Annotated in this window: 6 protein-coding genes and 1 CRISPR repeat array; all 6 genes read left to right on the top strand. The window is 58.9% G+C overall.

Going from position 1 to position 6,181, the window contains the following annotated elements; genetic code table 11:
• Positions 1 to 35: 35 nt before the first annotated feature.
• The 6 genes from GX181_05645 (at position 36) to GX181_05620 (ending at position 5,461) form a co-directional block, all read left to right on the top strand.
• Positions 36 to 893 (top strand): UDP-2,3-diacylglucosamine diphosphatase, encoded by an 858-nt coding sequence (locus tag GX181_05645; protein NLM71424.1) that lies wholly within the window; start codon positions 36 to 38, stop codon positions 891 to 893.
• A gap of 56 nt (positions 894 to 949) precedes the next feature.
• On the top strand, positions 950 to 1,627 hold the full coding sequence (locus tag GX181_05640; protein ID NLM71423.1) for a hypothetical protein: 678 nt from the start codon (positions 950 to 952) through the stop codon (positions 1,625 to 1,627).
• Between the two features lies 1 nt (position 1,628).
• A complete protein-coding gene (locus tag GX181_05635) occupies positions 1,629 to 2,417 on the top strand; it encodes a hypothetical protein (GenBank protein NLM71422.1) in 789 nt (262 codons plus the stop codon).
• Positions 2,418 to 2,420: 3 nt separating this feature from the next.
• Positions 2,421 to 3,296, top strand: a complete 876-nt coding sequence (locus GX181_05630) for an ROK family protein (GenBank protein ID NLM71421.1) — start codon at positions 2,421 to 2,423, stop codon at positions 3,294 to 3,296.
• Between the two features lie 299 nt (positions 3,297 to 3,595).
• A complete protein-coding gene (locus GX181_05625; protein ID NLM71420.1) occupies positions 3,596 to 4,564 on the top strand; it encodes a P1 family peptidase in 969 nt (322 codons plus the stop codon).
• Positions 4,565 to 5,149: 585 nt separating this feature from the next.
• A complete protein-coding gene (locus GX181_05620) occupies positions 5,150 to 5,461 on the top strand; it encodes a hypothetical protein (protein ID NLM71419.1) in 312 nt (103 codons plus the stop codon).
• Positions 5,462 to 5,796: 335 nt separating this feature from the next.
• Positions 5,797 to 6,120: direct repeats of the CRISPR family, unit length 36 nt; unit sequence GTGCTTAACGCCTTGCGGCATCAGAGGTTGTGGCAC.
• Positions 6,121 to 6,181: the final 61 nt, after the last annotated feature.

The following is a 6,181-nucleotide window of genomic DNA, read 5'->3' as shown; positions in this document are numbered from 1 at the left end:
TATCCTGAAGACGATAATAACGCCCGGCACGCCCGATGACTAGCGCCGCCTCGCCTATGAAGAAACACGACTTTGGGAAAGGAGCGAGCCGCCTGAGATACAGATCGGTCTTCCTGTCCGACATTCACCTCGGGACGCGTTGGTGCAAAACCGGCAGCCTCGCGTCATTTCTGCGCTCCCTGGAGTGCGAGAGACTCTATCTGATCGGGGATATATTCGACGGCTGGACGGGAAGGGGAGCAACAGGACGCCCCGCGTCGCACAACTCCGTCATCCGCAGGGTTTTAAAACTCTCCCGGACCATACCGGTCACTTACATCACGGGCAACCACGACTCGTTCATGAGGGAGTACCACGGTAGCTTCTTCGGCGGCGTGGAGATCTGCGAGAACGCCGTCCACTCATCCCCCGGAGGCAAGCGCTACCTAGTGGTGCACGGGCACGAGTTCGACGCGGCGATGATTCGCAAGACCTGGCTCGCGTACCTCGGTGCGAAGGCCTACGACCTCACGTGCCACGTAAACGCGGGACTGAGCCTTCTCCGATCGTTTTTCGGGTTGGGGCGCTCTTCCTTTTCAGCCCGTGTCAAGCACACGGTCAAGGGCCTGGCCAAGCTGCTAGGCAACTACGAGGAGAAGGTCGCGAAGACTGCCAGGGCCTTCGGGGTGGACGGTGTAATATGCGGTCACATCCACACCCCTTCGATAAGGCGCTTCAAGGGCATCGACTATTTCAACTGCGGCGACTGGATCGATCACTGTTCCGCGCTCGTGGAGCATTTCGACGGCGCCATGGAGATAATACGCTGCCTCGACAGGTTCGCCTGCACAGGCCGGACAAAAGAAATCTCGCTTAACAGGGAGCACGACGCCGGATTTTTCGTGACCTGGTGACGGTTCTGGAGTATAATGATCACTGACAACAGATTTCCGAACTGGAGGGCATTTTGATGAAAATAAGACCGGAAGTAAGACCATTCCTTCTGGCATCTCTTTTGTTGGGTATCGCAATATACGGCATCGCAATACTCTCGGGCACTTCAAAAATTTTCTCGTCCTTCCTGGGACTGCTATTCGGCGGTGTAATGGCGGGATACATGGTCTTCTTCTTCCGCGACCCGGACGTGGTAGTCACGACCGAGCCGGACGTGGTGCTGGCCGCCGCTAACGGCAAGCTCGCCAAGGTTGCCGAGGTATTCGAGAAGGACTACCTCAAGCAGGACACCATCCGCATCAGCATCTTCCTCAGCCTGTTCGACGTTCATGTGAATCGCTTCCCGATAGGGGGATACTCGACCTTCCTCGGCTACTTCCCCGGCAAGAGGCTTTTCACCTTCGATGAAAAGTCCTCCGACGTAAACCAGCACAACGCGATCCTCGTCAAAAACGAGGACACTTCCTGCCTGATCCGGCAGATCGTCGGCCCGGTCTGCCGCAGGGTCGTCTACTGGCCCAGGGAGGACAAGATGACGATAGCGGAGCAGGGCGGGCGCTTCGGAATGATGAAATTCGGCTCCCGCCTGGACATGTACTTCCCCAAGGACGACATAAAGATGGTCGCCAAGATCGGCGACCAGGTCACAGCGGGGGAGACGGTCATAGCCCGCCTCGTCAAGAAAGGAAAATAGCATGAGATTACAGCAGTTTCAAAGACTGCGAATCCTGTCCAACTGGAGGCGGATAGTCCCCACGATGGTGACCCTGTCCGCTCTCTTTTTCGGGTTCGCGTCCATACTCTCCACCCTGGAGGCCATGAGGCTGGCGGCGCCTTCGCTGCTCGCCCGCTCCGCCCAGTACATAATGCTCGCCCTGATCCTGGACGGACTGGACGGCAACGTGGCCAGATGGCTGAAGGGAACGACGGAGTTCGGCGCGGAGCTGGACACTTTCGTGGACTTCCTCGCCTTCGGCGTGGCGCCGGCGGTGCTGATGTACGTTATGCTTCTGCACGGGCCCAGCCCCTTCTGGAGGACCGTGCTACCAGCCGCCATAGTCTTCTCCGGCGCTCTCAGGCTGTCGCGCTTCCGCCTGAAGGATCCCCTGCGCGGGCAGGGAGGCTTCATCGGGCTGCCAATAACCGTGAACTCGTCCTGGATTGCCCTCTCCGCCTTCGCTGCGCAGATAATGTACCCGGAAGCCCACATCCTGGTCACCGGCCCGGTCGCCATGGTCTTCCAGTTCATGATACTTGTGATGATCTCACTTCAGCTCTCCAACCTACGCTACCCAAAACCCTCCAACAAGGTGCGCTTCTTCGCCCCGGCGGTGCTCATAGTGCTGCTCCTGTGGGCCCTCAGCGAGATATACGCGGCCTGGATAGCCGCCGCCCTCGTCCTCTTCTGCCTCATGTACGTCCTCACCGGCCCGATGATACACAGACGCTCGATCCTTCAGCGCAGACGGATAGAGGGAAAATAAACCATGAGGGCCATCGGTGTCGACCTGGGAGGTCACAACATCGCTGCGGCCCTCGTGGAGGACGGACATATACTGAATCGCCTCTCCGAGCCGACCTCGGGGCGCGAGCCTAACATCGTGGTCGACCAAATCGCCTCGTTGATGGACAAACTCGGCGCCGACTTGAATCTTCCTGTCGGCGTCGGCATTCCAGGCGTTCTGGACAGGACGAGGGAGAACACCCTTCTGCTTCCCAACTTCACAGGATGGGACGGGATTCCGTTTCGTCGAATGCTTGAAGCGGCCCTACGCCGTCCGGTCAAACTGGAGAACGACGCCAACTGCTACGCCTTAGGCGAAGGGTGGGGCGGAGCGGCGCGGGGAATGACCGACTACGCACTGCTGACCCTCGGAACCGGCATAGGGGGAGGCATAGTAATAGGCGGGAAGATACTGATCGGTTCACACGGAATGGCCGCCGAGCCGGGCCATATCGTCACCGGGACCACCGAGCCCTGCGGCTGCACCTCGCACGGCCACATGGAGGCCATCGGAGGCGCGGACGCCCTCGAACGAGAGGCCAAGGGCATGGGTCTTGACCCCGACCTGAAAAAACTATGGCCCCGGAGGATGGAGAAGCGCGTCGCTCCCCTTTGGGACAAGTGGATAGACAATCTAGCCAAGGGCATAGCCACCATCATCCAGCTGCTCGACCCTCAGGCCGTCATCCTGGGCGGCGGCCTCAGCCGAGGCGAGGGCCTGATCAACGCCCTGCGCCCCGTAACTCTCGACTACCTGGCCCCCCCATACAGAAGCACACTCGACCTGCGCACCAGCGCCCTGGGAGGCGACGCCCCGGTCATTGGCGCAGCCTCGCTCGCAGCCATTTCCAAAGACTGACACACCTTGTTGCTCGCTATATACATGCCGTTGTTCTCGTCCACGGCCATCGAGTTGCTCACGTACTCATCCTCCTCGAAGGGTCAGGTATCGCATCCTATTGCTGCGATAGTCTCATTTCGGCCACAACAGCCGTGAATAACGAGCATTATCCCACTCGATGTATTAAATATAAAGTAATTTCTCTCCATTCAAGACCGCATGCAGAATTTTCTCGTGCTACCATTGAGTTAAAATTGAAAAGACGCGAACTCGCGAGCGAACCTCGTGAAAACGATTAACAGGAGGTCGTAATGAGTATGGAGACATTGTCCTTCTTTGACATTCCCGGCATCAAAGTCGGGCACGATCAAAATTTTGACGCGGGAACCGGGTGCACGGTCGTCATCTGCGAAGATGGCGCGAGCGCGGGCGTCGACGTGCGCGGCGGAGCTCCGGGCACCAGGGAGACGGATCTGCTCGACCCTTCAAATCTTGTCGAAAAGATCCACGCCGTGGTCCTAGCAGGAGGAAGTGCGTTCGGGCTGGATGCCGCCTCCGGCGTCATGGAGCTGCTCGAGCAGCGCGGCATCGGCTTCGATGTCGGAGTGACCAGGGTTCCGATCGTCTGCTCCGCCGTACTATTCGACCTCGCATGCGGAGACTGGCGAACTCGCCCCGACCGGGCCATGGGCCGCAGAGCGGCGGAGAACGCCCTGGATCCTTCATTCAATCCCGAGTGCGGCTCGGTGGGGGCTGGAACCGGAGCGACCGTGGGCAAGTTCCACGGAATGGAGAACGCCATGCGCGGCGGTATAGGCTCATGCGCATTCAGGTCGGGCAACCTTAAAGTGGGCGCCCTTGTCGCCGTCAACTGCCTGGGGGACGTCATTGACCCGAACACGGGAAGAATTGTAGCCGGAGCGTGGGACAAACAACAGCGCCGCTTTCTCGAAACAGAACAAGAGCTGATCCGCTCGTGCGAGAAGAGAAAAGACCTCTTCGCGGACAACACGACGATCGGAGTGGTGGCCACCAACGCCAGACTCACCAAGGCCCAGGCCCGGAAAATCGCGTCCATGGCCCACGACGGCCTCGCGCGCACGATGCGCCCCGCTCACACCATGGCAGACGGCGACACCATCTTCGCCCTCTCGACAGGCGACATAGAAGCCGACATCAACGGAATAGGAGCTCTCGCAGCAAGAGCGGTCGAAGGAGCAGTGCTGGACGCGGTCAAAAAAGCGACCGCCGGCTACGGCTACCCGGCGGCCTCTCTGTCATCCTGAGGAGCGAAGCGACGTAAGCAGGCGACAGGCGAAGCGAAGCAAGCCTAGTCGATCGCTTATCCCGAGAAGGCGCGGCCTCTCTGTTATCCCGAGGAGCCTGCGTCCCCATGTCATCCCGAGCGAATGCGAGGGACCTCGCTTTTAGCGCAACACCATAAGCAGATCCCTCGGCAAAACCCCGCCTCGGGATGACAATACTCAGTAGCCACGAGAAGCGCGGCCTCCCTGTCATCCCGAGGAGTACGGCCCTCCTGTCGCCTCGAACGGCGCGAAGCCCTTTCATAGGAGGGTCGCCGGGGGTTCGCCCGACTACGTCTCCATGGTGGAGAACAGCATTAACGATCGGGCCAGGGAGGATGTCTTTGTCGCCAAAGGAGCCGAAATGTTCCCGACCCTTCGGCCGCATGAGCATGAAGGAGGCCGGAAGGTTCGCCTATCTGGTGGAAAAAGGCGATATGACCCAGGACGAGCTCGATGCGATAATCGAGGCGTGGAGGAACGAGAACAGGTTCCGAAAGACTGACGATCGCGTTGAGTCGGAAGGTTCCAACATGGTACAATCCGTACTGGGGGAGGTGTCTGCCGATGACGGAAGAGGAGATCACCCAGATCACGCTGGACCACTGGCGGAGAGAGTATCCGAAGGAGCTCGCGAAGCTGTCGAAGGAGAAGGCGTTGAGAGAGGCGAGAGGGTGCGCGGGCTTGACGATGATGGAGATGAAAACGCTGAAGTTGATACATCCGGGGATGACGGACTACGAGGCGTGGGCGGAGTCGAGGCACCTGTTCTGCATGAAGCCGCCGCTGGTGCCAGAATCGGCGAGCGACTACGAGGGGAAGGGCGTATTGACAGAGGAGGAGAAGAGGGCGTTTCTGGACAGGATATCGCGGATATAGCATTCACAACACCTTCAGGACTTGGACAATCGGCTGAAACGGTCGAGGCGACGACAAGAAGCAGAAGAAAGCACGACAGCAGAAGAGACGGAATAGCAGACATTGCCGGGGAGGACCCCGGCAATTTTGTTATAGGTACGGGCTTCGCTCTCGGGGAAGGGACGGATGCCGTCAAAATTCAGCAGAATATCGATGCCTTGAAGGTGCTGAAGCGGGTCAAGAGCGAGAAGCGTTACCCGACGCGCGAGGCGTTGCGGGGCTACCGGGAGAAGGACGTCGTGGAGAAGTGTTTCGACGACCTGAAGAACGGACTGGACATGAAGCGGCTGTGAGTAGTGCTTAACGCCTTGCGGCATCAGAGGTTGTGGCACGGGGCGGGAGATAGGAAATACCCTCACACCCTCGCTGTGCTTAACGCCTTGCGGCATCAGAGGTTGTGGCACTTATCGTAGGCTTCCATCGCTTTTGCCCGGGCAAGGGGTGCTTAACGCCTTGCGGCATCAGAGGTTGTGGCACATGGATTGTTCGAGCAGTATTGTTTTTGTAAATAGGGTGCTTAACGCCTTGCGGCATCAGAGGTTGTGGCACTCTTGTTTGCTGTTGAAGTGTTTTGGAAAACCCCGGTGCTTAACGCCTTGCGGCATCAGAGGTTGTGGCACTGTCGATGGCTCCATCGAAGGAACGGTTTTCTGAAGTGCTTAACGCCTTGCGGCATCAGAG

The organism is Synergistaceae bacterium (genome assembly GCA_012521675.1).
GTDB lineage: Bacteria > Synergistota > Synergistia > Synergistales > Aminobacteriaceae > JAAYLU01.
Note: the sequence above shows the minus strand (reverse complement) of the source record. Positions and strands in the feature narration are given on the sequence as shown.